The 25,368-nt window shown below is 43.6% G+C and carries 27 protein-coding genes and 1 tRNA gene; 6 read left to right on the forward strand and 22 right to left on the reverse strand.

The window, feature by feature from the left end; translation table 11 throughout:
* The 5 genes from E7X57_RS00005 to E7X57_RS00025 form a co-directional block, all read right to left on the reverse strand.
* A partial coding sequence (locus tag E7X57_RS00005) for a ribonuclease HIII (RefSeq protein WP_167880837.1) occupies positions 1–907 on the reverse strand: 907 nt, incomplete at its 3' end.
* A 229-nt stretch (positions 908–1,136) separates the two neighbouring features.
* Positions 1,137–1,211, reverse strand: a tRNA-Thr gene (locus tag E7X57_RS00010).
* A 70-nt stretch (positions 1,212–1,281) separates the two neighbouring features.
* Positions 1,282–1,803 (reverse strand): chorismate pyruvate-lyase family protein, encoded by a 522-nt coding sequence (locus E7X57_RS00015; protein ID WP_135609292.1) that lies wholly within the window; start codon positions 1,801–1,803, stop codon positions 1,282–1,284.
* 31 nt (positions 1,804–1,834) lie between these two features.
* Positions 1,835–2,176: a DUF5611 family protein gene (locus E7X57_RS00020; protein WP_371413127.1), complete on the reverse strand. Its 342-nt coding sequence runs from the start codon at positions 2,174–2,176 to the stop codon at positions 1,835–1,837.
* A gap of 68 nt (positions 2,177–2,244) precedes the next feature.
* Positions 2,245–2,940 carry a radical SAM protein gene (locus E7X57_RS00025; protein WP_135609295.1) on the reverse strand — a complete coding sequence of 232 codons (696 nt, stop codon included), beginning with the start codon at positions 2,938–2,940 and terminating at the stop codon, positions 2,245–2,247.
* Positions 2,941–3,137: 197 nt separating this feature from the next.
* On the opposite strand from E7X57_RS00025, the gene E7X57_RS00030 reads away from it, so the two are divergent.
* Positions 3,138–3,434 (forward strand): hypothetical protein, encoded by a 297-nt coding sequence (locus tag E7X57_RS00030; RefSeq protein WP_135609297.1) that lies wholly within the window; start codon positions 3,138–3,140, stop codon positions 3,432–3,434.
* A gap of 75 nt (positions 3,435–3,509) precedes the next feature.
* Here E7X57_RS00030 and E7X57_RS00035 read toward each other — a convergent pair whose 3' ends face one another.
* From E7X57_RS00035 to ala, 10 genes are all read right to left on the reverse strand, one after another.
* Positions 3,510–4,502, reverse strand: coding sequence for a methanogenesis marker 2 protein (locus E7X57_RS00035; RefSeq protein ID WP_135609300.1), 993 nt, complete (start codon positions 4,500–4,502; stop codon positions 3,510–3,512).
* Positions 4,503–4,544: 42 nt separating this feature from the next.
* A complete protein-coding gene (nifB, locus tag E7X57_RS00040; protein WP_135610251.1) occupies positions 4,545–5,420 on the reverse strand; it encodes a nitrogenase cofactor biosynthesis protein NifB in 876 nt (291 codons plus the stop codon).
* A gap of 138 nt (positions 5,421–5,558) precedes the next feature.
* Positions 5,559–5,909 carry a 6-carboxytetrahydropterin synthase QueD gene (gene queD / locus E7X57_RS00045; RefSeq protein ID WP_135609302.1) on the reverse strand — a complete coding sequence of 117 codons (351 nt, stop codon included), beginning with the start codon at positions 5,907–5,909 and terminating at the stop codon, positions 5,559–5,561.
* Positions 5,909–6,625, reverse strand: a complete 717-nt coding sequence (locus E7X57_RS00050; protein ID WP_135610253.1) for a 7-carboxy-7-deazaguanine synthase QueE — start codon at positions 6,623–6,625, stop codon at positions 5,909–5,911. The genes queD and E7X57_RS00050 overlap by 1 nt, the downstream gene beginning before the upstream one ends.
* Entirely contained in the window at positions 6,625–7,182 is a 558-nt protein-coding gene (locus tag E7X57_RS00055; RefSeq protein WP_135609304.1) for a DUF366 family protein, read from the reverse strand. The genes E7X57_RS00050 and E7X57_RS00055 overlap by 1 nt, the downstream gene beginning before the upstream one ends.
* 19 nt (positions 7,183–7,201) lie before the next feature.
* Complete coding sequence (gene queC / locus E7X57_RS00060; protein WP_135609306.1) at positions 7,202–7,900, reverse strand: 7-cyano-7-deazaguanine synthase QueC; 699 nt, start codon at positions 7,898–7,900, stop codon at positions 7,202–7,204.
* A 156-nt stretch (positions 7,901–8,056) separates the two neighbouring features.
* Complete coding sequence (locus E7X57_RS12310; protein ID WP_167880838.1) at positions 8,057–8,209, reverse strand: hypothetical protein; 153 nt, start codon at positions 8,207–8,209, stop codon at positions 8,057–8,059.
* Positions 8,210–8,298: 89 nt separating this feature from the next.
* Complete coding sequence (locus E7X57_RS12830) at positions 8,299–8,427, reverse strand: hypothetical protein (protein WP_256369396.1); 129 nt, start codon at positions 8,425–8,427, stop codon at positions 8,299–8,301.
* Between the two features lie 211 nt (positions 8,428–8,638).
* A complete protein-coding gene (locus tag E7X57_RS00065) occupies positions 8,639–11,029 on the reverse strand; it encodes a hypothetical protein (RefSeq protein ID WP_135609308.1) in 2,391 nt (796 codons plus the stop codon).
* A gap of 318 nt (positions 11,030–11,347) precedes the next feature.
* Positions 11,348–12,328 (reverse strand): alanine dehydrogenase, encoded by a 981-nt coding sequence (gene ala, locus E7X57_RS00070; protein ID WP_135609310.1) that lies wholly within the window; start codon positions 12,326–12,328, stop codon positions 11,348–11,350.
* A 115-nt stretch (positions 12,329–12,443) separates the two neighbouring features.
* Between ala and mptN the strand changes: the two genes are divergently transcribed.
* Genes mptN through truD form a run of 4 tightly spaced genes read left to right on the forward strand, consistent with a single transcriptional unit; the run spans position 12,444 to position 16,273 of the window.
* The gene (gene mptN / locus E7X57_RS00075) at positions 12,444–13,373 is read left to right on the forward strand and encodes a tetrahydromethanopterin:alpha-L-glutamate ligase (protein WP_135609312.1); all 930 of its coding nucleotides are present in this window, start codon (positions 12,444–12,446) and stop codon (positions 13,371–13,373) included.
* Between the two features lie 33 nt (positions 13,374–13,406).
* Positions 13,407–13,754, forward strand: a complete 348-nt coding sequence (pth2, locus tag E7X57_RS00080; RefSeq protein ID WP_135609314.1) for a peptidyl-tRNA hydrolase Pth2 — start codon at positions 13,407–13,409, stop codon at positions 13,752–13,754.
* Between the two features lie 18 nt (positions 13,755–13,772).
* The gene (locus tag E7X57_RS00085) at positions 13,773–14,942 is read left to right on the forward strand and encodes a transglutaminase family protein (RefSeq protein ID WP_135609316.1); all 1,170 of its coding nucleotides are present in this window, start codon (positions 13,773–13,775) and stop codon (positions 14,940–14,942) included.
* Positions 14,943–14,953: 11 nt separating this feature from the next.
* Positions 14,954–16,273 carry a tRNA pseudouridine(13) synthase TruD gene (gene truD / locus E7X57_RS00090; RefSeq protein WP_135609318.1) on the forward strand — a complete coding sequence of 440 codons (1,320 nt, stop codon included), beginning with the start codon at positions 14,954–14,956 and terminating at the stop codon, positions 16,271–16,273.
* Between the two features lie 127 nt (positions 16,274–16,400).
* Here the strand turns inward: truD and pyrG are convergent, their stop codons facing one another.
* Genes pyrG through E7X57_RS00105 form a run of 3 tightly spaced genes read right to left on the reverse strand, consistent with a single transcriptional unit; the run spans position 16,401 to position 18,918 of the window.
* The gene (gene pyrG / locus E7X57_RS00095) at positions 16,401–18,002 is read right to left on the reverse strand and encodes a glutamine hydrolyzing CTP synthase (protein ID WP_135609320.1); all 1,602 of its coding nucleotides are present in this window, start codon (positions 18,000–18,002) and stop codon (positions 16,401–16,403) included.
* Positions 18,003–18,017: 15 nt separating this feature from the next.
* A complete protein-coding gene (locus E7X57_RS00100) occupies positions 18,018–18,695 on the reverse strand; it encodes a hypothetical protein (RefSeq protein WP_135609322.1) in 678 nt (225 codons plus the stop codon).
* Between the two features lie 40 nt (positions 18,696–18,735).
* On the reverse strand, positions 18,736–18,918 hold the full coding sequence (locus E7X57_RS00105; RefSeq protein WP_048195261.1) for a methytransferase partner Trm112: 183 nt from the start codon (positions 18,916–18,918) through the stop codon (positions 18,736–18,738).
* A 115-nt stretch (positions 18,919–19,033) separates the two neighbouring features.
* On the opposite strand from E7X57_RS00105, the gene E7X57_RS00110 reads away from it, so the two are divergent.
* Positions 19,034–19,975, forward strand: a complete 942-nt coding sequence (locus tag E7X57_RS00110) for a nucleoside recognition domain-containing protein (protein ID WP_135609324.1) — start codon at positions 19,034–19,036, stop codon at positions 19,973–19,975.
* A gap of 97 nt (positions 19,976–20,072) precedes the next feature.
* Here E7X57_RS00110 and E7X57_RS00115 read toward each other — a convergent pair whose 3' ends face one another.
* From E7X57_RS00115 to fpoL, 4 genes are read right to left on the reverse strand one after another with little or no spacing between them, the layout of a single operon-like run.
* Positions 20,073–20,423: a F420H2 dehydrogenase subunit FpoO gene (locus E7X57_RS00115; RefSeq protein ID WP_135609326.1), complete on the reverse strand. Its 351-nt coding sequence runs from the start codon at positions 20,421–20,423 to the stop codon at positions 20,073–20,075.
* 1 nt (position 20,424) lies between these two features.
* The gene (gene fpoN, locus E7X57_RS00120) at positions 20,425–21,879 is read right to left on the reverse strand and encodes a F(420)H(2) dehydrogenase subunit N (protein WP_135609328.1); all 1,455 of its coding nucleotides are present in this window, start codon (positions 21,877–21,879) and stop codon (positions 20,425–20,427) included.
* A 4-nt stretch (positions 21,880–21,883) separates the two neighbouring features.
* A complete protein-coding gene (fpoM, locus tag E7X57_RS00125; RefSeq protein WP_135609330.1) occupies positions 21,884–23,371 on the reverse strand; it encodes a F(420)H(2) dehydrogenase subunit M in 1,488 nt (495 codons plus the stop codon).
* Entirely contained in the window at positions 23,371–25,368 is a 1,998-nt protein-coding gene (gene fpoL, locus E7X57_RS00130) for a F420H2 dehydrogenase subunit FpoL (RefSeq protein WP_210409014.1), read from the reverse strand. The genes fpoM and fpoL overlap by 1 nt, the downstream gene beginning before the upstream one ends.

Raw genomic sequence — 25,368 nt, forward strand, 5'->3', positions numbered from 1 at the left:
TTGCAACTTCGTGTAACCTATCCCTGCCATACTTTTCAATGAACTTTGCACCAACCTTCTTAACCTTAGCCGATGCACCCTTTGGGAATGTTCCGATATACTTCTCGTTCATTTCCTGTATAGACTCAAGGAAAGCTGCACGTGCAAGGATCGATGCTGCAGCCACTGCAATTGACTGGTCTTCGGCTCTGGGTATCTGAACAGGCTTCACATCGATGTTCCATTGGCGAAGTTCATCCTTGACCATGCTGTCGTGGTATGCGAACTTGTCAATGATGATGCTATCGCCCTGCTGGTACAGGTCTTTGATCGCACTTACATGGTTTACGGTAAGCATGATGTTCAGGTTCTGAAGTTTTTCATAATATTTATTGTAGGCAACTGGCTCAAGGATCTTCACGGAGAACATATCAGCTGAAATTGAGCTCTTTATCTGCTTTGCAATAGAAATGTTCTGATGATCGGTCAACTGTTTGCAATCCCTGACACCGATCCCCTCAAGAATTGATTCAATTTCTGGAGTGGTCTTTACTGCAGCTACTACAAGAGGACCAAAGAAATCACCCTTACCTGATTCATCAGAGCCAATTACACCATGTCCATTTGTAACAGACAAGTCTATAGATGATGTTAACTTTTCTTCGGGAATTGAAATGTTCTTATTATTAGGTGAAGGCACTACACCTTCTCTTAGTGCAATACGTATTTCTTCTGCTTCAGGTGATGTGCCTAACTGGGATAGATCAACTTTAATTCCCTTCTTTCCATCGTATATTCTTATTACGCGGGAAAACTGTTTCTTTGATACGCTGAACTGAATACCGAAATTGATTTCCTTTGGTGTATCCACGTCAAACCCTGGGATCAGGATTGATCTTATCTCATTGTACTTGTCAGTTATTTTCATCTGATTCCCCTTATTGTTATTTCGGTTCTGTAGAAAACCTATCAAAATCACCATCAACGGGTGAACATAGGAAATAAGCATCAATATCTGCCATACATTTTGAATTATTGTTAACTTAAATTCTCGTCCAAATTTTGAGGATTTCTACAAAGCCAAAATTAGACTCGATTTTAATTAACTACATTATGGTAAAAATAGAACCAATGACTGGATAGTCTTGTAATAAGAATGGAGCCTCGGGTGGGATTTGAACCCACGACCTCGTCCTTACCAAGGACGCACTATACCCCTAAGCCACCGAGGCACCTTCATTGAGTGGGGGTGTGATGTGGTTCCCAAATACACAGAATCAATTATGAACCTTTCGGTCGGGTTTATAAATTCCAGCGCTCGTCTACCGGAAACTTCTCATTTATCCACATGAGGGTACTGTTATCGTGTACGATGCGGTATGACCTTGAAAGTGCTTTGCTGCTACCGAAAAGGAGGTTGTCTTCGTTGATCTCGATATTATCGAAGTCACGACGGGTCTCGATACCGCTGTTTCGGAGGATCTTGCCGATGGGGATATCTGCGCGCATGAGGTCCTGACGGATGTCTTCGGGCATTCTCTCAATAGGGGAAAGGGATAGAGCCCTGACAAAGGGTCTTGCACCTGCAAAAAGCGTCACAAGCCTGTAGTTCACATCAGACCCTACGGCAATGTCAAGAAGGGATGCGGTTTCCTCATCTGCCTTTATGAGATGCTGTGCCTCAGTGACCACAGAGACGTCCTTACGGGTCATTATCTCAAGAAGGAATGTTACAGACCCATCGGTACCTGCACATACCCTCAGGCACGTCGGTATGTCGAAGGACTTTAGTGCCTTAAGGAATTCCTTATTAACGAATGTCACAGCTGATCAATATCCCCTGGGATCAAAAGCCTTACTTGGATACTGCCTTTTTAGCCTGCTTAAGGCGTTCCTTAGCAGTATATCCTGTTGCCAGCTGAAGGAAATCCCTGAATCTCTTGTTCGTGTCAAGGATCATCTCGTCATCGCCGAGAGTAGCATCCGTAACAGTATTTACCACTACCTTCTTGCCGTCCATATAAACGGACAGTTCGGTCATCACGCCATAAGAAACTAAAAGCTTGTCACCCTCGCGTTTGATCTCGCTTGGGAAGCATTTTTCAATTTCTTCATAGATTCTTTCGATGTCCGGGGAAAAACCACGTTTTAATTTGTATTCCTGCATTGCTATCGTATTAGAGATAGCTATTAACACGAATAAATATTCCGGTATGGCAAGTCATTTGAGAAGCTTTTGGTTTTAGGCTACATTGATAAGATAAGTTACTTCTCAAGAAGCAGTTTTCCACCATCACCTAAGATCCTGACCTTTTGCACCTTCTCAAGTAACATCTCACCAAGCTTTCGAACCTCATCCCATTCCGGAGTTGGCTTATCATGTCCTTTGAACGGCAAGTCGAAATCAGGATTGCTCATGAACTGGTACAGCATGACCTCTGATGCATCCTCTATATCCGGCAGGATACGAGCTAGCGTTTCAGCATTGATAAACTCCGGAATTACCCTTATCCAGACCCTCAGCCATTTCTGTTTTGCAATATCCAGGGATTCGTGCAGTAAAGAGACGTATTTGATACTGCGCTCCTCCGAGAGGCCAGTAAGCTCCATGATCGCAGGAATATCATCAAGAGGTGCTTTGATCTCAATAACAAATCCCCTGACAAAAGGAAGTGCCTTCTCAAGTACATCCGGCTTCATGCCATTGGATTTGAGCAGTATACTTTTGCCGGCAGCGTGGAGTCCTTCGATAAGGGGAAGAAGCTCCTTCTGGAGCGTTGGTTCCGCACCACCCAGATAAACATCCTTACTTTCAGAGCTTTTTGCAAGATCCACAACATCCTCGATGGAATATTCCTTCTTGGGCTGGCGTATGTGTACACAATATGGGCATATCATATTGCATCCGGCAAATTCCACGCGTAACTGTCCCTTATTATCAGATAGGCCTATCAGTCTCATTGTGATTCATCCTGAATAATTCTAAAAAGATATCGTCATCTGAACATATAATACTTTTCTGCAATACCGGAGCAGGAAAGACATATCCATATATTTGATCGAAAAGTTCTTTAATTTCAGAAACCCGATCTATGGGGACCAGCGATTACTATATATGTAGAACGTGCCATCAGTTCTGTCATATAAAGGTGATCACAATGCCAAAAATGCTGACAATTGAAGACCTCGAAAAAAGGAAAGAGAATAAAGAGATAGAAGAGGAATTTGGAGAAGAGATCGAGGACCTTTTCGACCTGGTAATGCCTCCAGGAACACCATCATACATCATCTATGATATTGTAGAAGAATTTGGCCTGCAGCCAGTCGAAAGACAGATGACCGTTAATGTTGTAGAATCTGACAAAAGGGAAGTTATCGTTCTGAGAGGCAAGCTTGATGTCGTTAAAGAAGCAGAAGAATACTACTTCAAGGAAATGAAAGCATTCGTTGAATAATGCTGATATTTAAAAAAAGAGAACCTGTTAAATTGATCACAGGTTCATTCCACATTTTCTGACCATATATTTTGATTATATATCATCTGTTTCCATATCGATACCTGTAATGGCATCGGTGTTAAGATCAAAGACAACTGCCTTCCGGTCACCTGAATAAATATCCACTTTTTGAGAATCGTTGATCTCACCGACCACAGCCGCAGCAATTCCAACATCTTCAAATATCCGGATACACTCATCACAGTTCTCCGGTTTTGCAGTTAAAATATAGCCGGTTGCAGGATAGATTTTAAGCCACTGCTCCAGCTCAAGGCCTTCTGGCATAGGGATCTTTGTAACATCCACAGATGCGCCAACTTTGCTGGTCTCACATAGCATTCCAAGCGTTCCCACGGTTCCCGGATTGCTGATATCCTTTCCTGCTGTCAGCAACTTCTTCTCAGCGAGAGTCTGCATCACAAGGAAACGGTCGCGAACGGTTTGTGCATCCTTAAAAGAGGTAGTATCCCAGCTGTAAGGGGAATTTTTGCCCACACGGCCGTCCATATCATAGGCAGCTATTACTGCATCACCCGGCTTTGCCATGTCGCTTCTGACAATGCAGTCCTTCTTTGCAACACCAATAATAGCAACACCAAGTGAATTATAAGGAGTATCAGGATGAACATGCCCTCCAACCATGGGGACACCGAACTTCTTTACCCCATCCTTGATACCACGCATCATCTCTTTGCATGCTTCAGAATCACAGGAGGACATGACATTGACCATCGCAACAGGTCTTCCACCCATTGCGGAGATGTCATTAACATTTACAACAACGGAAGTATATCCTGTCCACCAGGGACTTTCAAGTGCGATCTTGCCCCAGATGGCATCGGCAGCAAATAGTATGACTTCATCGCCACCAGTATCGAGTACCGCTGCATCATCGCCAAAATCCACGATGGTCTCACCGTATTCACTGCGCACGTCCTCGAACATATTGACAATGTCAGCTATAGGTTTCTTGCGGGTCACACCTTCAAAGTTTCGAAGGTTTGCAGCCAGTTGTTCAATATCCAAGTATACCCTTCCCTTATGTTGTTCAGGCAGAACAGAAGAAGATCATTCTTCATGTTCCATCTTTTTTATAGACTCCATTTTGATAACGTTCCTGCGCTCCTCGCTCATCTGAGACAGGTCCTTGCCAAGAAGACCATATGCATCAGACCTGCACTGGCGGCAGTGGCGCATCTGTTGTACATAAGGCTCACAGAGAGCCTGTACTTCCTTGCGTTCTTGATCAGAAGGTGGCTCCATGTCTGCAAACTTTGCCTGACAGATAAGAGGCATTATGTTCATGATAAAGACGCCAAGTTCGCGTACTTTCTTTGCAACCTCTAAAATATGATCCTTGTTGATCTCCGGAATAAGTACCGTATTGATCTTGACAACAAGTCCGGCTTCAACTGCCATCTTTATGCCTTCAAGCTGATTCTTGATCAGGATCTCTGCAGCTTCCACCCCTGTGTAGGACTTGCCTTTGTAAGCTATATGGTCCACGATCTTTGCCTGTATCTCAGGATCAATGGCGTTAAGCGTTACAGTCAGTGTGCTGACACCCGCCCTTAGAAGATCATCCATCTTATCCGGAAGTGCCAATCCGTTTGTACTAAGACAAAGAGTTACATCAGGGAATTCGTCCTTGATGAGTTCAAGGGTCTCAAAGGTCTCATCATTGGCAAGAGGATCACCAGGACCTGCTACTGCAACTACCTTGATGAAAGGATAATCCTTGAGAACAAGCCTTGTCTTTTCTAGTGCTTCCTGAGGGGTCAGTACTTCACTTGTCACACCAGGACGGCTCTCATTTACACAATCGAACTTGCGATCACAATAATTGCACTGGATGTTGCATTTTGGAGCTACAGCCAGGTGAATGCGGCCATATTTGTGCTGTGCGTCTTTATTATAACAAGGATGTTCTGAGATCTTTCTCATAACATCAAGATCAACACCATTTTCATCGTGACATTCGTCAGGGATTTTATCAGTATCAGGCAAAGTTTGTCCTCCAGCATTAATAAAATGAAGTCTGCAATTCAATTAGAACGGTTATAGATATAGGTTGTGGAAAGATCACTCCAAACCATTCAGTTCACACCACTTACCATGACCTTCCCAGACCTTTACAGAAAGCGGATAACCCAGCTTTTCAGACAGGTCTGCATGAATATGCTCACACATATTCTCTGCACTTGGGAATGGGAGAATATCATTAAGGAGCTTGTGGTCATAGTTCTTCAGGACTTCACGCACGGTCTTCTTGATCTCATAGAAATCCATGACCATTCCGTTTTCCTTTTTCTCGCCCTCGAGAACTATCTCTATTTTATAAGTGTGACCATGGACAATGCCACAGGTCTCATGTTCAGGCAAATAATGTGCACTATCGATGTATTCTATTATTCCAAGTCTCATTTTTGTCATTATAAACAACCCCACATCTTATGTGTTTGAGGAATTATCAAAGTATCTATTGAATCAAGCAGATCCTTTTGTAACTTAAGCATAACATCAATTTCAGGAGCAAGATGTTTCTGTGTCACCGGTTGAAGTACCACACAGGAAACATATCCTGAAATAGCATCTACGATCCCCAGTACGTCATCAGATACCGTGTCCTTTGTGATGACCAGTTTGCAAAAGCATTCCCTTTCCTTCGTGTTGCGAAGCATGTGAAAACATTCTATGGTCCTTTCAAGATGAGCTGCAAAATCCTCTCCCTCGAACTCATTAATAAGCTTCACATCCCCTGACACATAGGAGACCTTGTCCTTGATCTTCTTTGCCATATGTGGAAGCGTCATATTAGATTCAAGGTACAGAGGCCTTGACACATCCAGCTCTGCAATAAAATCGGCCTCAAGAAGAGGTTCTCCGCCTGTGAGGGATATGGAATGAACATTCTCATAGCTATCCAGCAGCTCACTGACATCCCTCACGCTAAGAGGATTTGGCATGTCTTGGAATACGTTTGTCCCGGGAACTTTTTCAAATTTGCAGACGGTAGGTGTCTCAACATTTGTGTCACAGTATGAACAATTGAGATTACAGCCAACGAATCTTACGAAAGCCTGCCTCACGCCCACATGAGGACCTTCCCCCTGAACAGAGCAAAATATCTCACTGACCGGCACCTGCATCATACCACATCCAATGGCCGGGATTTGCGAAGGTCTTTTTCGATATCATCGATCTCAGATGCATATTTGTTAGATATAGCTCCAAGAAGTCCTACCGCTTTCACCTCATCGATACCAATATCCGCCAGGTTGCCATAAAAATCATGGGACACATTGATCCCGAAATGGATCTTCTGGGATACTGCAGAAGTACTTGCAATAGAGATCGTCAGTTTTTTGCCATCTGCAAAAAGGTCATCTCCCTGCCTTGTGGTCACTACACCATTCTCCAGAAGCACCTCTGCCACAATTGCAGTGAACAGTCGCTGTCGTGCATAGACGAGCTTAAGGTCAGTGGAATCAAAGTGTTCTATAAGAAAATGAAGCATGTCAGGAGAATAGATCAAATCTCCCATCCGCTTGTCCTCAAGATCGATCATATGTTCGAGCTTCACATCACAGCCACCTCTGAAAGCAACAATGGAATCCTGCTGGATACCCTTCAGGTTGTATGCCCACAAAGAGGAGATCTGACTTCCGTCATAATCCAATATTTCATCAAGAATTATACATTCCATAATAAGCACCTTCGAATCTTTAAATATCCAGTCCCAATCTAACCATAAGAGGATCCTTTAAGCCAGCCTCATGGAAACCACGCGCACGTCTTACACAGCTTTCACATACTCCGCATGGCTTATCTCCACCGTGATAACAACTCCAGCTCCACTCAAGTGGTGCCTTTGCATCCATTGCCTCATGCACTATAGTTGCCTTGTCCATATCAATTAGAGGTGCAAGAACTTTTACACCATTTGCAGTTGAGTAAGAGAAACACCCATCTGTTGCATTAACGAACTCTTTAGAATTATCAGGGAAGGTCTTTGCCTCCTCCCCATTGAATCCTGCAATAACATGATCGCAATCATAGCTTTCAGCAAAGCTTGCTGCAATGTTCAAAAAAACACCATTCCTGTTAGGAACCCATACACTCTTTGCAGAGTCTTCAGTGATGCTACCATTATCCCCGGAGAGATCCTCGACCGATAGCTCAGGAACATCCACATCCTCGTTTACAAGAGATGTATTCGTTATGTCCTGTAACCAATCCAGGCGGATGATCCTGTGCTCTATCCCATAATGCTCACAAATAATTATTGAATGATCGATCTCCCTCCGGACAGAGCGCTGACCATAATCGAACGTCAGTGCCAGAACCACATCAGAAGTCTTTTTTGCAATTGCAAGAGCAGCGATAGAATCCAGTCCACTGCTTAATAATGATATCGATCTCATAAAGAAACTCCAACTAAGCATAAGTATTACACCAGTAATACTCCAGTATTATTTAAAACTGCCGAATACTGAAGATCAAAATAAAAAGATAATACTAAAAGTAATTAAGATCGAAGTAAAAATTCCTATTTTAAAAAAATAAAGATTGGAAGCTAATCAGACTGATGCCGTTTGACTATTACCGCCTGAAGAACTTCCACCTGCAGATTCAAGACACTGTATAGTACAGTACATTTGCTTTTTCACATGAGTATCATACACAATGATCTCGCTTCCACAGTTATCACAATATACTTTTACAAGTTCCATTTGTACCACCACGGTTTATTTTTTCTTTGTAAAAGGAACATTAGTCCCAGAGTACTAAGTACTGGATGCAATTCTCGGGAATTCAGGAATTAACTGAGCATCTTCTGGTGATATACCTCCACATATTCAACCAGAAATTTTGCATCAGTGCCATTCCCATTTGTTGCGGTCAGGGATACATTGTAAACTCCAGAATTCTCGTAAACGAATACGAGCATGAAACGTTTGAATCCTTACCACCACCATTTATACCCAATTAAGATATTGGTTGGATTTGTATATAAATATATCTATAGAGAAGTGTATGCTCATAATAATGAGGTGATTTAAAGAGAGAAAAATGAGAAAAAAACAAAAAATAGATAGAACAGGAATAAAATGAAACCTGCTCTTTAACGATATAGGATCGATATTCAAAGTTAAATAAGCTCAACCATTGCTGTACAATGTACCGTTGTTATACATCTCCAGAACATTTTTAAGCTCCTCTCCGGAATCGTTCCATGCATCTTCAACCCCAGAACCAGTAGTACCTAATGGATAGGATTCCATCCATGCATCAGCAGCAGCGATGAAATCAACTGATTCACCATCTATTACATGAGGATAGTACGGACTACCGGCCATTACATTAAGTTTAGCTGCTACCAACTGGACAAACATAATGTATGGCTTACCTTCATTTGATCCCATGATATCGATAGCATCAGACTTGGTGTAAGTTTCGTTCCCGATGGTTATTTCTTCAACTGGCCAATCATCAGGATTATTCTTCCAATATCCTTGGCCCTTGAGCATCTCCACAAGCTCTTCATTAGTTATACCGAAGTAGTAACTTGGATCCTCATCTGTTGCCAGGAACTCTCCATAAGAGCCGGTCACATTTCCAATATTGCAGTACTGACCCACAATAACCGTACCACTGGCATTGTAAACCCAAACCTCACCGGGTTCGAAGTAGTTATCACCATCACCACCACGCAAGTATAATTCCGGACTGACACTGCTATCATTATCCTGCACATTTATGACGAGGTTCACATTTCCTGTGTTGGTAACATTGTAGGTCCATTCAACCGGGTAACCAACTAGAAGATATGGTCCTATAGGTTCATCAGCATCATAACCATCAGTGAACTTCTCAATGTCGATGGATGCATTTACACCGAAGTAGTGGCTAAGGTCTTCATCGTAGACTTTCTCATCTTCATAATATGCAGTGACATTGCCAAGGTTCACGTACTGACCGGCAATAGCAATATCGGATGCATTATAGACCCAGACCTCACCAGGTTCGAAGACACCATCGCCGTCATCACCGCTGATCAGACCACCGACTGAAGTACGGTTATCGAGTACGACAGGATCGGTAAGATTCACATTGCCGGTGTTATTGACATAATAGGTCCATTCAACAGGAGAACCTACAAGAAGATCAAGACCGGGAGCAGTATCATTGTCATGACCATTGGTATGCTTCTCAAGTTCAATGGAAGGGGAAGTTTCGAAGACAGACTCAGTAACACCGAAGTAGTGGCTAAGGTCTTCATCGTAGACTTTCTCGTCTTCATAATATGCAGTGACATTGCCAAGGTTCACGTACTGACCGGCAGTAGCAACATCGGATGCATTATAGACCCAGACCTCACCGGGTTCGAAGACACCATCGCCGTCATCACCGCTGATCAGACCACTGACTGAAGTACGGTTATCAAGCACAACAGGATCTGTAAGATTTACATTACCGGTGTTGTTGACATAATAGGTCCATTCAACAGGAGAACCTACAAGAAGATCAAGACCGGGAGCAGTATCATTGTCATGACCATTGGTATGCTTCTCAAGGTCAATGGAAGGAGAAGCTTTGAAGACAGGCTCAGTAACACCGAAGTAGTGGCTAAGGTCTTCATCGTAGACTTTCTCATCTTCATAATAAGCAGTGACATTGCCAAGGTTCACGTACTGACCGGCAGTAGCAAAACCGGATGCATTATAGACCCAGACCTCACCGGGTTCGAAGACACCATCACCGTCATCACCGCTGATCAGACCACCGACTGAAGTACGGTTATCAAGCACAACAGGATCTGTAAGATTTACATTACCGGTGTTGTTGACATAATAGGTCCATTCAACAGGAGAACCTACAAGAAGATCAAGACCGGGAGCAGTATCATTGTCATAACCATTGGTATGCTTCTCAAGGTCAATGGAAGGGGAAGCTTTGAAGACAGGCTCAGTAACACCGAAGTAGTGGCTAAGGTCTTCATCATATACCATCATGACCCCATGGTAAGCTGTCACACTGCCAATGTTAGTATACTGACCCTCTTCAGCTACGCCGCTGGCATTGTAGATCCAAACTTCACTCGAATCCAGGATCTCATTTTCGTTAGCATCACCACTGAGATACACAGGATTGACACTGCTATCATTATCTGCAACAGCGATATCCTGAAGGGGCAAGTCGCCTGTGTTGGTGACATTATAGGTCCATTCAACAGGAGAACCTACAATAACTTCAGGGCCAGGAGCATTGTCGCCATCATAGCCATTGGTATGCTTCTCAATATCGATAGAGATCTTATCATCGTCAGGACCAATAGTCGTACCACCACCGCTTCCACTTGATCTTGTAACTCCAACACCTTTATCCTTGGAAATTACAAAAGCATCCTCCCATTCAGAGAAAGTGCTATCATGTCGATCATCTGTAGGATTGGGGGCAAGCCCCGGCGAATTAGTTGAAATGCTAGTGAGACCACTCATTAGCAACGTGATGAAGAGTAGAAGACCTAATGGTTTGATTATTGGATGCATACCGAACCGCCACCGTTTATATTATTGTATATTAGTGGAGGTATAAAATACATTAGTATATAAATATATCTATGCCATAGTGTATAATTATTATCATTATTATGAGAAAACGTACTTGAAATAATAGCCATATCCGAGCAAACCACACGCAGTAACAATGAACTCAAATGAAGAACAGATTATGGAACATTAGCTCACAAGATCAAGATCCAAATAAATATTGAAAAACAAAAAAGATAGAAAAATCCACAAGTGAATTCCATGTCATTTTAAAGCTGAAAGGTCTTATTGAATGAGACGCGGCAAAATATCCTGCCATCAGAACATAGGAAGCTTTTTACCTACACTTTTGCCCTTTGCTGTATGATAGACAAGAAGTGCAGTTGCAACATCCTGTATCGCAAGACCCGTAGAATCAAATATCGTTATCTCCGAATTATCCAACCTTCCGGGTTTTAGCCCTGCGATAACTTCACCAAGTTCACAGCAGATATCTTCGACCCCAATAACTCCACTTGACAAAGGAACATTAACCTCACCTGAGTGTGATGCCTGAGCCATGTCATCCACAACTACCCTGGAACATACTAATATAGACGGTTCAAGTTCCTCCTTACCTGCAGCATCAGCACCAATTGCATTTATGTGAGTACCTGGTTTGATCCACTCACTCCTCACAATAGGTTCCCTTACAGGAGTTACAGTAACAAGAATATCGCAATCACATACATCCTCTATTGATGAACACACAGTAATGCTACAGCCTGCTTTACCCTCCATCTCCAGTTTAAACTGTTCACCACGAGTCCTATGTGCACTATAGACCTTGATCTCCTCAAGATCGAAAACGTTAGCAATAGCAAGCAATTGCGTTCTCGCCTGATTACCTGACCCCACGATCCCCAGGACACGGGATTCCGGACGTGCGAGATATTTTGCTGCAATACCACCTGCTGCACCTGTTCTGATATCTGTCAGGTAGGTAGCATCCATAACAGCAAGCGGAGCCCCTGTTGCTGTGGAATTCAGGATGAAAAGCGCCATAACGGTAGGCAGACCTTTCTCCCGATTATCCGGATGGACATTCACGATCTTCACACCTGCCACATCCTGCTCTTCAAGATATGCAGGCATCGTACGCAGGTCACCATTGTGGCTTTCAAAATACAGATAGGACTTTGGAGGCATCTGAACTTTCTTCCTGCCATGCTGTTCAAATGCTTTCTCAACAGCATCCATTGCATCAGGAATATTAAGCAATGACCTTACATCGTTCTGGTCCAGCCATAGAACATCCAAGATTTATCACCCATTAATAGATGGATAATGGGCCGTATAAACTTTCTGGATTACTTTAGCAGATCCAATTATATTTTGCGATATCTTGATGTACTTTTAATATCAGTTATTTATAATGAAAAAGATAGGGATCATTGTAACAGATCCTGATGATCCGACAGCTATTGCCTTTGGAAAAGCTTGCCAGAGGAACAAGGTTAGCCATCAGATCATGGATCTTAAGAAAGCAGAAGTATCAACCGGAGGTCGAACTGAGTGGCATATAGGAAAAATAGATCCACTGCAATTCGATGCCATCATTGTCAGGGACGTCGGTGCCGGAGCGTTCGAGGGAGTGTCTTTCCGCTTTGACATCCTCAGACAGCTCGAAGAAGAAGGGATCCTTGTTGTCAATTCACCCTCTGCAATCCAAAATGCTGCTAACAAATATTATGCATCCTGCCTGCTGTCCGGCAAAGGGTTACCCATCCCAAAAACAAAGGTAGTCCAGGATCCTGAAAGTGCAATAGAAGTGCTCGAAGAAATGAAGGATGCGGTTATTAAACCTGTTTTTGGATATAAGGGGATGGGAATCCACAGAATAAAGAACGGCACACTTATCCCTGGTAATGGAACAGACCAGAAAAAACTTGTTCCGGAAAAGATCGGCCAACTTATGGAACAGAGAGGGATGTTATACATTCAGGAATTTATCGAGAATCCGGGCAGGGATATCCGGGCATTTGTTGTTAATGGAAAGCTCATCGGTGCAATATACAGGACTGCACCGGAAGGATCATGGATCAACAACCTAAGTCAGGGCGGATCTGTATCCCAATGTAAATTGTCTGCGGAGCAGGAAGATATCTGCATAAAAGCTGCCGGATCCATCGGGGCTTTCTTTGCAGGAGTTGATCTTGTAGAAAAGAGAGATACAAGTGGCAATAAAGCAGACGAGAGTCTCATATTAGAGGTAAATGGTACACCATCGGTGGCAGGGATATATAAGGCATGGGGAATTAATGCTGCTGATGATATCATAAGGGATGTTATCAAAGAGATATAACATAATAATTCATATTCATCGGGGAACTTTCAAATGGCAGAATATAAACAGTGTATTGTGATCAGGGATGACCTGAAGCTCTCAAAAGGGAAACTTGCAGTACAGGTCGCCCACGCTGCGGTATCAGCTGCGGAATGGGCTGACCGGTCTGACCTTGAAAAATGGAAAGAGGGAGGACAGAAGAAAGTGGTATTAAGGGCAGAGAAACTTCAGGACCTTTTTGAACTTAAGGAAAAAGCAAGACGTGAAGGACTATCTACAGCATTGATCACCGATGCAGGTCTTACCGAGATAGCACCTGGAACGATCACCGTCCTGGGGATCGGGCCGGCAAAAGCGGAAGCTATTGACAAGATCACAGGTTCCTTGAAATTGTTATAACTTTTATGAGGCAAAGCAATGGTATGTCGTCACTGCCTGTTAATAACCATAATATATTTCCTGATAGTGGTTTCGATCGGAGCATTTGCCATATCCAACATTCCAATTGATTCCCAGGACATACAAGAGCTGCCCATATACAACTATTTAGCAGCCGACAGGGGCAATTTTGTCATCGATGCCGAAGAACTTACAGTTCCAAAGGTCGTTTATGAGAAAGCTGACCGTATCGAAGACAAACCTCGTGCCACCTCGACCAGTTCCCCGGCATTAGAGATCGCTACTTCATACTACTACACTAATTTCTATGAGAACAGTCCCGCAACAATAGAACTCATTGTTGAGAACAGGGCAGACACACCCATCTTCGTTTATAGCTATGGCGTCGAATTGTCTGATGAAAAATATAAGGGACAGGAAACAGGACATACCATAGAACCCGGTGAAAAAGAAAAGATCGGATTTATCTGTATCGATATTCCTGCAAATGTCGAATCCATGGACATAAAACTGGGATTCGGGATACTTGCAAAAACGAGCTCTGGCCAATGGTATGATTATGGATTACAGTTTTTGGAAGAGATAAGTCTTGAAGTAATGCCCATAGTGAATGAAACCACTATAGAGTACATATCTAACAAAGAACCGCTATTCACGATCACAAATGACAAGGTGGACCCAAGAAGTGAAGATGTGCGTGCACTTGCCGCCTCCGGCGCAATGGTATATCCCGGAGAGTACAACATATACCAGGTATGTTCACTTTTCGACCATGTGAAGAGCGAGATCAAATACATGAGCGACCCCAGAGGAGATGATTATTGGGCCACGCCTGATGAAACACTGAAAGTCTATGCCGGTGACTGTGACGATTCGGCCATCCTGCTTTCTTCTCTTATAGAAGCTATTGGCGGAAGTACCAGAATGTACTTTACCGACACTCATGCCTTTACAACCGTATACATAGGAAAAGATGATGAAGCAAGGGATAACATTGATGCAGTAAAAAAATACTACGAATGTGTTCCCGTGTATTATGCAACCGATGAATATGGATCATGGCTGATACTGGACACAACATCCGGCCTTTATGCAGGAGACCTTCCAGCCGGAGCAATGCCAACAGATGATGCATGGGTCTTTACGAATACAGAAACAGTTAATATAATAGATATTATTCCTGACTGAAGGAGAAAAACATGTACAAAGTCCCACCTGTAGAAGAACAGATAGGAATAGAACTTTACAGCAGCATTACCCCCGGCATAGGAGGAGCACTTCGAAGACAGATAGAGGACTTCGGAGTCATTGAGATCACAAATAGGGAAGAGGGAGATGAAGGAAAATACCTCATTGCCGAGCTTACCAAACACAATTGGGAAACACACCATCTGATAAGGGATATTTCAAGAATACTGGGGATCAGCCAGAAACGTATTGGTTTTGCAGGCACCAAGGATAAAAGAGCCGTTACAACGCAAAAGATAAGTTTTTATGATGTTACTGAGGAAAAGGTCGAAAAGATAAATCTCAAGGATGTTGAACTAAAGATCCTCGGAAGATCTAACAGGAGTGTAGAGCTTGGGGATCTTACAGGAAACGAGTTCGTGATAACTGTAAGGGAAATCGATCTTGAGAAGGCTGAGCTGGAAAGCAGAATGCAACAGACCACAGAATCCATAAAGGAACAGGGAGGAGTCCCTAACTTCTTTGGGATCCAGCGTTTCGGAGCATTCCGTCCCATCACTCATGTTGTCGGCGAATCCATCGTAAGAGGAGATATCGAAAAAGCAGCTATCGACTATATAGCAGCTGCCTATCCCGATGAGCCGGAAGAGACAAGAGAACTACGTGAAATGGTCTTTACCAAACGGGATTATGTAGAAGGATTGAAAGGTTACCCATTACAATTGAGATATGAGCGTGCTATGATGCATCATCTGGTCTCCAATCCGGAGGATTTTGCCGGAGCTATTGAGACCTTACCAATGAACATCATGAAAATGTTCGTTCATGCATACCAGTCATACATCTACAATACCATTATTTGCCAGCGTATAAAGAAGGGATTGCCACTTAACATGGCTGTCGTAGGAGATATTGTCTGCTTTAAGAACAAGTCAGGTCTTCCTGACAATTCCCGTATTGAAAGGGTCACCGAGGATAACATCGATGGCATGAACAATCTTGTAAAGAGGAAAAGAGCATTCGTGACAGCGCCTTTGATCGGTTATGACACGGAAATTGCATTAGGAATTCCAGGAGAGATCGAAAGAGATGTACTGGAAAAGCTGGATGTGCCTCTTGAAGGGTTTAAAGTGCCTGCCATGGAGAAGATGGGATCAAAAGGTCTTCGACGCGAGATCTTACTTGGAGTGGAACCGAAATATAGCATCAGTGAAGACGAACTGAACGCTGGAAAATATAGTGTTAAACTTGATTTTAGCCTTCCAAAGGGAAGCTACGCCACAACTGTTCTGAGAGAATACATGAAAGTGGAACCTTCAAGAATGAGCTGACCGGCAAAGATACAAAATAAGATCTAAAATCAGACCTTAAATAAGATCAGAGATCGGATCTGAAATACGCATAAGTCCAAGTATAAATATAAAAGCAAAAGTAAAAGAAAAAGGAATGATCTTTTGATCAGTCCTTTCTTTCCTTGCTCTTTTTAAGCATTGCATCCATAAATGCCTTGAACGGCGGGGATGGCCTTCCGGGTCTTGATCTGAATTCCGGATGGAACTGGGATGCAAAATAGAAATCATTTGCAGGAACCTCTGCGATCTCCATCCTGTTCTTGTTCTTCCCGGAGAAGATCATACCAGCTTCCTCAATACGATCAACATAGTTCGGATTTACCTCATACCTGTGCCTGTGACGCTCGATAATGGTACTTTCACCATAGATATTCTCTGCAAGTGAACCTTCCTTGAGGGTAGCTTCATAGTCACCAAGACGCATTGTTGCACCCATATCAACCACATTTTCCTGCTCAGGAAGCAGGTCTATAACCGGATAAGGCGTAGCTTCATTAAATTCGCTACTGTTTGCACCTTCAAGTCCAACTACATTCCTTGCAAACTCGATCACTGCAAGCTGCATACCAAGACAGAGTCCAAGGTAAGGTATATTGTTCTCCCTTGCAAATTTGATAGAGAGGATCTTGCCCTCAGTACCACGTTCCCCGAATCCGCCCGGAACAAGTATTCCATCAAAACCAACCAGATCTTCAACAGCTTTCGGATCATCATCAAAGGCTTCTGCGTCGAACCATGTTATATCGAACTTGCAACCAGACCCAATAGCACCGTGTTTAAGAGATTCCACAATACTAATGTAGGAATCTTCAAGGTGGGTGTATTTTCCGACAATTGCAACCTTAACCTTACCGGTTGAGTTGTTCATCCTCTGAACCATCTCTTCCCACTTTGTATCTCCCAGAGTGGATTTAAGATCAAGTTTCTTTAAAAGGAAATTACTGAGACCTTCCCTCTCCAGCTGGAGCGGAACCTCATAGATGTCAGCAGAATCGTGGGCACTGATGACCGCTTCCACCGGAACATCACAGAAAAGAGCGATCTTGGAACGGGTGCCTTCCATAAGTGCAGTTTTACATCTTGCAACGATCACATGCGGAGTTAGACCCAATTCCCTTAGCTCTTTAACAGAATGCTGTGTAGGTTTTGTTTTCTGGTCACCCTGTGAATCCATAGGTACCAGGGTCACATGAAGGAATGCAATGTCCTCAGGAGACTCTTCCCTGTACATTTGCCTCAATGCTTCAAGGAATGGCATGCTCTCGATATCACCAACAGTACCTCCAACCTCAATGAGACAGACATCTGCACCACTCTTTGCTGCTATCCTGCGTATGCGGTCCTTTATCTCATTGGTTATGTGAGGAATGATCTGTACGGTCTTACCAAGATACTCTCCTCTGCGCTCTTTGTTTATGACTGCCTCATAGATCTTACCGGTTGTCAGGTTGTGATCCCTTGTAAGTTCAGTATCAAGGAAACGTTCATAATTTCCAAGGTCAAGATCAACTTCGCCGCCGTCTTTCAGAACATAGACCTCGCCGTGCTGATAAGGACTCATGGTACCTGCATCAATATTGATGTAAGGGTCGATCTTTATGGCCGTAACATTGTAACCTTTATTTTTTAGATTTCTGCCGACAGATGCTGTGGTGATCCCTTTCCCCAGACCACTCATAACTCCACCGGTGACGATGATATATTTCATGTGGATTCAACTACCTCATTTATTTTTAAATATTGGAAGCCTCGTTAACAGGTAAGCAATTAAAGATGTGAATACTATGGTAAAAGCTAATGCTGTATAAAAGTCGACCTCAAGTCCAATTTCCATATTGTTGCCTGATACCAGGCGTACAGCTATATAGATCAGAGCTAAAATAATTAATAATGCCGAAAATAATACAAAATTCCGTGCGTCAAATACCTGAATAAAAGACTCGGAAATTCCCGGAAATATATCTGACAAGTGCTTTCTTGTATCGGATCTTTTATTTCTGGCCATGACCGGAGCAGGTGATGACAAACTTTCATCTATATCGACCAGAGCAGGAACATTGCCAGTGTCCGACATTCCGATATTTACAGTGAAACTTTCTGTTTTTGAACCATACCCCACCGTTACAAAGATCTTACCTTTGTTCAAAATGCGCCCGTCAAAAGGAATGCGTGCAATGACAGGTATATATTCCTCATGTGAGACATAGGGATTATCCTCCAGAAATGTAAGGTTATCCTGAAGTCCGTCGCTGGCAGATAAATGTACATGGGTCGGTGAACCGTAATTTATGATCACTATCTCAAAACTGTGCTCTCCACCGGGAGATAAGGGTATATCCACTATATCTGATTCAAATTCAATGGAATTTACACCAAGACGGTTTATGTGTACCTGTTGCAAGTGTACTCAACCTCGTTTATTAGATAATTCCTTTTTTAGATCATTCCCTCAGCTCAGGAGGGAGCATGTTAGGGATACCATCCTCAATAGGGAAATACTCGTTACATTTCGAACAATAGAGTGTTCCAGAGATGATTTCCTTTTCGTCTTCTTTTGAGATATTCAGGACAAGATCACCTTTGCATATAGGACATGCCAAAATATCCATGAGATCTTTCTTCATTTACTATCACCAGACAAAAAAGCATTACAATTCATATCAAGGTTTTGGTTTTTTACAAAAATATGATCCCTTCATTCAAATAGATTAATCTACCAGTTATTCTCATTATAGGATTATGTTCGATCTGCTTATAAGGGTGCTTGATTTTGCATTCCCTATAATAATTACTATATTTATAGGACTTTTTGGAACCGGCTTCCTTATTGAGATGGGACTTATGCAAAAGTTCTCACGGTTCACAGAACCTCTTTTCAAGCATACACACCTCCCACAATCCTGCGCATCTGCGTTCCTTGTATCACTGGGATCGACCGTCGCAGCGAATAGCATGGTTGTGAAGATCAAGGACGAAGGATGCCTTGATGAGCGTGAAACAATGCTTTGTGCGATCCTGAACAGCACGCCTGCGTACATAAGGGAGATATTGACCTACCAGATACCTATCGTGCTTCCTGCACTTGGTCCCGTGGTAGGCGGTTTTTATGTTATGGTCTTCATACTAAGTGCCTTCGTGAAGGTCTCTGTCGTTATCATCCTGAGCAGGATCTGGTTCAGGGAGCACGATTGTGCAGTTCCTAAGCCTGAAAAAGCAGAACGCCCACATGTAAAGGATGCTATTGGAAAAGCATTCAAAAAACAGAAACGCCTCTTTACAAAGATAGCTGTCATTTACCTGACAATGACAACACTTGTCTTTGCTTTAAGGGAAAGAGGTCTCTTTGAGATGTTCAGCGTCCTCCCACTTGCCGATATCTTTGGCATACCGCCGGAGAGCATAATCCCCCTTACAACATATGTTGCAAGTCCTATCCTCGGAGTATCACTGCTTGGACCTATGATAAGTGATGGAGGAATATCCCACCTGCAGGCAATGATAGTGCTTATGCTCGGAAGCATGTTCATGCTACCCATATTCAGTGTCAGGGCAATAATTCCACGTTACGTATCGATTTTCGGACCAAAGATCGGATTGAGGATAGTGGCATTTTCGACCGGAATGAGCATGCTTGTAAGATTCATACTTTTGATCGTATTGTTATCCATAGCAAGAATATGAGTTATGGATAAGAAAAGTTGATCAAAAAGAGAAAACGAACACAAAAATAATAAAACCAGTACAAAAAAGAAGAAAGAAAGGTCAGTTAAACTGACCTTTAGTGATGTTCACCTAACAGTTCATCCTTATTTTCATAAGCTTCACTGCTTTGCTCAAGGCATTTCATGCAGATCTTTTTCCTCTCGATCTCATAACCTCTTGAGAAGGAGGGGATGTTTATCTCAACATCCTGCAACTGCCCTTCTGTGCCGCAAAGGTCGCATTTTCCAAATGTCCCTACAGCTTTGCTTTCGGTAGCGTCGTCAAATGCCTTTTTGGCATTCTCAAGACAGCCTCCACAAAGACCTTTCCATACACCTTCAGGATAGGAGTTCTCGAACTTTGGTGCGAAAACCTTTACCGGGCATACGGTTGGAATTGCTACTCCGCAAAGATCACAATCTGCCATTTTAAATTCCTCCTGGGATCAAAACTTTTGCGGCTTCCATTGCCATGTTCACAAATGGTTCCGGCCAGATACCTATTGCCAGTACACCTACAACAGCAAGGAGAAGTGCAACTACATATGGCGCAGGTTCTGATACCTTGTCACCCTCTGCCGGCATAGCATACATGTATCTGACAACTCTTGCGTAGTAGTACAGTGAAAGTGCGCTGTTAAGGATAGCGATCACTGCAAGCCAGACAAGACCGGATTCAATGGTTGATGAGAACAATACAAATTTGCTCATGAAACCTGCTGTTGGTGGGATACCGGCCAGTGCCATTACAAAGATGGTCAGGCAGAGTGCAGTTATAGGCATCCTCTTGCCAAGACCCTTGAAGCTGTCAAGATGATCAGCTTTCAGTATATCCTTGTTCTCCGATGTTGCCATGTAAACCACAGCAGCTGTTGCAATAAAAGCTCCTGCTTTCATGAAGCCGTGTGAGAGCGCATAGAGTATACCACCGGTCAATGCCATTGGGGTCATGACCACAAATGCAATTGAAATGTATCCTGCCTGAGCAAGGGATGAGTATGCAAGCATGCGCTTTACACTGGTCTGGGACAAAGCCACGATGTTACCGTAGGTCATTGTGATAACTGCAAGGATAGCAAATGCCATCTGCCAGTCTGCCTGAAGGGCGATCAGACCTGTGATAAAGACCTTGAAAGCTGCAACAAAACCCATCTTCTTGGAACCAGCTGCCAGAAGTGCAGATACCAAGGAAGGTGCACCCTGATATGTATCAGGTGCCCACATGTGGAATGGTACAAGAGCGATCTTGAAACCAAAACCTGCGATGAGCAGCACCAGGGAAAGGATTCCCATTGGACTGCTTGCCAGAAGACCGATGTTCTGGGCAACTTCAGGAATGTTAGTTGTTCCTGTTGCACCGTAAACATATCCGATACCGAGCAGCAGCAGAGCAGCTGAAAGGGATCCGATCATGAAGTACTTCATTGCGGCTTCGGTTGATGCAGGGTTCTTCTTCTCGAAACCTGCAAGAGCGTATGTTGCAAGACTTGCGAGTTCGAATGCTACGAAGAGAACCATGAGATCATTTGCTGATGCTACCATCATCATACCGATGGTTGCGAAGAGCATGAGTACATAGTACTCATCAGCATGGTCGTTGCCATCAGTGTATTTAATGGATGCTATGGACACAAGTGTCGCAACGGTAAGGAACACGAGCTTGAAGAACTGTGATAGTGCATCAATGCTCAGTGAGTTCGAGAACATGACCGCAGTGGTGCCAAAGCTGTTGAGTGTCAGCGCAAAGGCAATTAGACAGCCAAGTGTTGCTATGTATCCGAGTATTTTCTTAGAGTGAGCTGAAAGGAATAATCCTAACAGCAATACAGTAAGTCCTGTTACCAGGAGCGTTATTTCAGGTGCGAGTAACATTAGGTTTACCATAATCTCACACCCCCATTACAGCCATAAGGCTGACGATCTTTTCTGAATTCGTTATCATCATATCCAGCACCGGACTTGGGTTTATTCCAAAGTACAGTACAAGCAGGGCGATTATTCCCATGGACAGTGTCTGGTAGGACGAAATGTCCACGATCTCACCAAGCTTCTCATTGAAAGTACCAAACATTGCCCTTTGCAATGCCCAGAGGTGATATGCTGCTGTGATCACGATAGCCAGCAGTGCAATGATCACATAGATCGGCACATTAATGAAACTGAATGTCAGCACAAGGAACTCTGCAATGAAACCGGTAAGGCCAGGCAGTCCAAGTGATGCCATGAAACCGAGTACCATTATCACTGTGAGCTTTGGCATCTTCTGTGCCAGGCCACCAAGTTCGTTGATGATCCTTGTACCTGTTGCAGTCTGGATCACTCCGCATGACATGAACAAAATGCTCATGATCAAGCCGTGTGAGAACTGCTGGAACATTGCACCGGATACTGAGAGGCTCACAAGACCAGCGCAACCAAGGGTAACGTATCCCATGTGACTGATACTGGAGTATGCGATCATTCTCTTCAGGTCCTTCTGTGCAAGTGCAAGGAATGCACCGTAAAGGATGCTCACTGCACCAAGAGCTCCCATGATCGTGATCATAAGACTTGGAGTTGCTGTGAATGGTAACATTGGAAGCATTACCCTGAACAGTCCGTATCCACCGATCTTGAGCAGTATGAAAAGCACACTGCCAGCGGTTGGTGCCTCGGAATATGCATCCGGCAACCAGGAGTGGAATGGAACTACAGGAAGCTTTACAATGAATCCAAAGAGCAATGCAAGGAATATTGCATCTCTGAGAATTCCGGATTCAAAGAACTGGAACTGGGTGATCAGGTGATCGATGCCCATGTTCGGAGAACCGGTAAGTGCCCATGCGTTGAAGTACAGTCCAAAGATACCCAAAAGCATCACAAGGGATGCAACGTGAGTATAGATGAAGAATTTGATACCTGCATGCTTCTTGTTGGAGCCACCCCAGATATTCACCATGAAGAACAATGGTACGAGGGTAAGTTCCCAGAAGATGTAGAATACGAAGAAGTCAAGTGATACGAAAACACCAATGACTGCTCCCTGCATTGCAAGCATCAGACCATAGAATCTGTTAGGAGCTGATCTGACATCATCCCATGTATAAATGATCAACAGTGGGATCACTATAGCATTGAGCAGTATAAGAGGCATGGAAACGCCATCAACACCAAGGTGATAGTTGATACCCAGGGATGGGATCCAGTTTGCCATTTCCTCGAACTGCATAGCTGCGTTCGTACTGTCGAATGAGAAATACATGTAGAGGGTCAGGACCAGCGTGATGAGAGTACCCACTAAAGCGGATATCCTTGCCTGTTCCTTTGTTTTTGTTAAGAATGTCACGGCTGAGAACAAAATTGGTATCAGCACGATCAAAGATAATATTGGTAACATTAGAAGACCTCCATGACCAACTTGATCAGAACGACCAGTAGTCCTACACCTGCAACAACTGCTGCTGCATAGTGCTGTATGACACCTGTCTGGAATTTCCTCAGGGAGTCACCTGCCTCAATAAGCACGGTACTGGTACCGTTGACAAGCCAATCCAGCATCTTGTCTGAATAGAAACCTGCGAGTGCTAAGCCCTCATAGATTATCTTTATAGAGAAGATCTCAACAAAGATCTGGTGCTGATAGTACCTGTTGTAGAGCAATTTGTAAACAGGGTTGTTCCTTGAAACAATTCTGCTCATGTCAACTACTCTCCTGTTGTAGATCAGGTAAGCAATTACAAGACCTGCGACCGCTACGATCAGAGGCATCCAGAGGACAAGAAGTGGTTCAGCTCCATGGTGTGCGAGATGGTATCCGCCAAGCTCTGCAAGTGCTTCGATGTCCATGTGTGCAAAGTTCTCTTCGATGAAGTGATAGAACGAAGTCCTTGTCAATGCACCGAATACCACTGCGAGCACAGCAAGGATAGCCAGAGGCACTGTCATGGATGAAGGAGACTCGTGTCCACCATAATTTGTCCTTGGTTTCCCTGTAAAGGTCATGAAGATCAACCTGAAGATATACAGGGATGTAAGGAATGCTGCTGAGATAGCGAACAGATATGGTAACCAGTTTCCGGTAGATTCTGCGAAAAGGTATGCACCCTCGATTATCGGATCCTTACTGAGGAAACCGCTGAAACCAAGTTTTGTACCAGGAATACCGAAACCTGCCAGTGCAAGTGCTGCAGCTGTCATTGTGGCAAACGTGATAGGCATTATTTTACCTACACCGCCGAGCTGTCTCATGTCATGTGTACCTACAGCGTGGATGACGCTTCCTGCACAGAGGAAGAGCAATGCCTTGAAGAATGCATGGTTGATGAGGTGGAACATTGAAACTCCAACTGCCTCTGCACCGATCACTGCACCAAGACCAAGACCAAGGACCATGTATCCAAGCTGACTGATGGTTGAATAAGCAAGTACTCTCTTCAAATCGTTCATTACGATACCCATTGTCGCTGCGAACAGTGCAGTGAAAGCACCAAGATATGCAACGATGATCAATGAATCAGGCGCTGCAAGGAACATTGGGAAGGTACGTGCTACAAGATAGACACCAGCTGTAACCATTGTTGCTGCGTGGATAAGAGCTGAAACGGTCGTTGGACCTTCCATTGCATCAGGCAGCCACACATGAAGCGGGAACTGACCTGACTTACCAACTGCACCACCGAAGAACAACAAGGTAACAAGTGTCAGATGACTTACTTCCATACCCAGTATCGTTGAATTGATAGCAACGAGGTCAGGGATCAGTTTGAACATTTCGTTGAACTGAAGGACATATACGCCTTCCGGAAGATTTCCATTGAATACTGTGAATATGTCTGAAAAGAGCAGGACGATACCTGCAAGGAACATAACATCTCCGACCCTGGTGGTCAGGAATGCCTTCTTTGCTGCGGAAGCTGCTCCAGGTTTATGGAACCAGAATCCAATAAGCAGATATGAGCTAAGACCTACAAGCTCCCAGCAAATGAACAGCTGAAGAATGTTGTCTGAAAGGATCAGACCAAGCATAGCTGCTGTAAAGAGAGCGGTCTCTGCAAAGTACCTTGGCTTAGCGGGGTCGTGTGACATGTAACCCACAGCATAGATGTGAATAAGCAGGCTCACAAAACTGACCATTGAAAGCATTACCGCTGCAAGCGGATCGATCAGTATTCCGAGATTGAGTATTGCGAACCAGTGAACTGACTGAATAACGACATTCTCAGGGTTCTGCAACAATCCAATTGTGATAGCCAGTGATATTATACATGAAATGGCTATTGCCACGATCGGAATAATTGCACCGCCAGATGGCAATTTCTTCCCAAGGAAGAACGTAACCACAAAGGCAAGTGCGGGAAGTAGTGGTATTAAAAATGCAAGGTTTTCCATTGCCAT

The sequence above is a fragment of the Methanococcoides sp. AM1 genome, assembly GCF_900774055.1.
In the GTDB taxonomy this organism is placed as follows: Archaea; Halobacteriota; Methanosarcinia; order Methanosarcinales; family Methanosarcinaceae; genus Methanococcoides.

Excerpts from the sequence above, each read along its gene's own strand:
- E7X57_RS12830 (WP_256369396.1), bottom strand. The coding sequence starts at position 8,427 with ATGCTCGTATTCGTTTACGAGAATTCTGGAGTTTACAATGTATCCCTG.
- mptN (WP_135609312.1), top strand. The coding sequence starts at position 12,444 with ATGAAAAAGATAGGGATCATTGTAACAGATCCTGATGATCCGACAGCT.
- E7X57_RS00110 (WP_135609324.1), top strand. The coding sequence starts at position 19,034 with ATGTTCGATCTGCTTATAAGGGTGCTTGATTTTGCATTCCCTATAATA.
- E7X57_RS00025 (WP_135609295.1), bottom strand. The coding sequence starts at position 2,940 with ATGAGACTGATAGGCCTATCTGATAATAAGGGACAGTTACGCGTGGAA.
- E7X57_RS00030 (WP_135609297.1), top strand. The coding sequence starts at position 3,138 with ATGCCAAAAATGCTGACAATTGAAGACCTCGAAAAAAGGAAAGAGAAT.
- E7X57_RS00055 (WP_135609304.1), bottom strand. The coding sequence starts at position 7,182 with ATGGAATGTATAATTCTTGATGAAATATTGGATTATGACGGAAGTCAG.
- E7X57_RS00065 (WP_135609308.1), bottom strand. The coding sequence starts at position 11,029 with ATGCATCCAATAATCAAACCATTAGGTCTTCTACTCTTCATCACGTTG.
- fpoN (WP_135609328.1), bottom strand. The coding sequence starts at position 21,879 with ATGGTAAACCTAATGTTACTCGCACCTGAAATAACGCTCCTGGTAACA.
- pyrG (WP_135609320.1), bottom strand. The coding sequence starts at position 18,002 with ATGAAATATATCATCGTCACCGGTGGAGTTATGAGTGGTCTGGGGAAA.
- nifB (WP_135610251.1), bottom strand. The coding sequence starts at position 5,420 with ATGAGAAAGATCTCAGAACATCCTTGTTATAATAAAGACGCACAGCAC.
- truD (WP_135609318.1), top strand. The coding sequence starts at position 14,954 with ATGTACAAAGTCCCACCTGTAGAAGAACAGATAGGAATAGAACTTTAC.
- E7X57_RS00115 (WP_135609326.1), bottom strand. The coding sequence starts at position 20,423 with ATGGCAGATTGTGATCTTTGCGGAGTAGCAATTCCAACCGTATGCCCG.
- E7X57_RS12310 (WP_167880838.1), bottom strand. The coding sequence starts at position 8,209 with ATGGAACTTGTAAAAGTATATTGTGATAACTGTGGAAGCGAGATCATT.
- E7X57_RS00050 (WP_135610253.1), bottom strand. The coding sequence starts at position 6,625 with ATGCAGGTGCCGGTCAGTGAGATATTTTGCTCTGTTCAGGGGGAAGGT.
- fpoM (WP_135609330.1), bottom strand. The coding sequence starts at position 23,371 with ATGTTACCAATATTATCTTTGATCGTGCTGATACCAATTTTGTTCTCA.
- E7X57_RS00105 (WP_048195261.1), bottom strand. The coding sequence starts at position 18,918 with ATGAAGAAAGATCTCATGGATATTTTGGCATGTCCTATATGCAAAGGT.
- fpoL (WP_210409014.1), bottom strand. The coding sequence starts at position 25,368 with ATGGCAATGGAAAACCTTGCATTTTTAATACCACTACTTCCCGCACTT.
- queC (WP_135609306.1), bottom strand. The coding sequence starts at position 7,900 with ATGAGATCGATATCATTATTAAGCAGTGGACTGGATTCTATCGCTGCT.
- queD (WP_135609302.1), bottom strand. The coding sequence starts at position 5,909 with ATGACAAAAATGAGACTTGGAATAATAGAATACATCGATAGTGCACAT.
- pth2 (WP_135609314.1), top strand. The coding sequence starts at position 13,407 with ATGGCAGAATATAAACAGTGTATTGTGATCAGGGATGACCTGAAGCTC.
- E7X57_RS00085 (WP_135609316.1), top strand. The coding sequence starts at position 13,773 with ATGGTATGTCGTCACTGCCTGTTAATAACCATAATATATTTCCTGATA.